Annotated in this window: 1 protein-coding gene; it reads left to right on the top strand. The window is 44.6% G+C overall.

Annotation, left to right across the window (positions count from 1 at the left end; all coding sequences use genetic code 11):
* Positions 1-448, top strand: a 448-nt coding sequence (locus Tanf_RS16605; protein ID WP_046824589.1) for an FMN-binding protein, incomplete at both ends; no start/stop codon positions are given.

The following is a 448-nucleotide window of genomic DNA, read 5'->3' on the forward strand; positions in this document are numbered from 1 at the left end:
AAGTCGCTTTATTTGGACAACACGCCTCGTTCACCCCTACTCTGATCAAACTGAACGAAAGTCAGAGAGACAAAATCGAAGCCATCTGTGATGTCCGCCAACGTTGGAAAACACAAAAAGCCTGGCAAGCTTTCAGTCCTGACAAGGCGTTTCTCGGATGGGTCATTATTGACAAGGTCATCGGAAAACACGAGTTTATAACCTATGCGACAGCAATCTCCCCTAAAGGAGAGGTATTAGGCATTGAAATTATGGATTATCGTGAAACCTATGGTGGAGAAGTCCGTCAGACTGATTGGCGAAATCATTTTGTTGGCACGAATAAAAACAGCCCTTTAGAGTTGGCGGAAGACATTCCCAATATCAGTGGAGCCACACTCTCTTGCCGAAATGTCACAAATGGGGTTAAACGCTTACTCGCATTGTATGAAGTGGCACTTAAACCATG

This window comes from Tannerella forsythia, from assembly GCF_001006485.1.
Taxonomy (GTDB): domain Bacteria; phylum Bacteroidota; class Bacteroidia; order Bacteroidales; family Tannerellaceae; genus Tannerella; species Tannerella forsythia.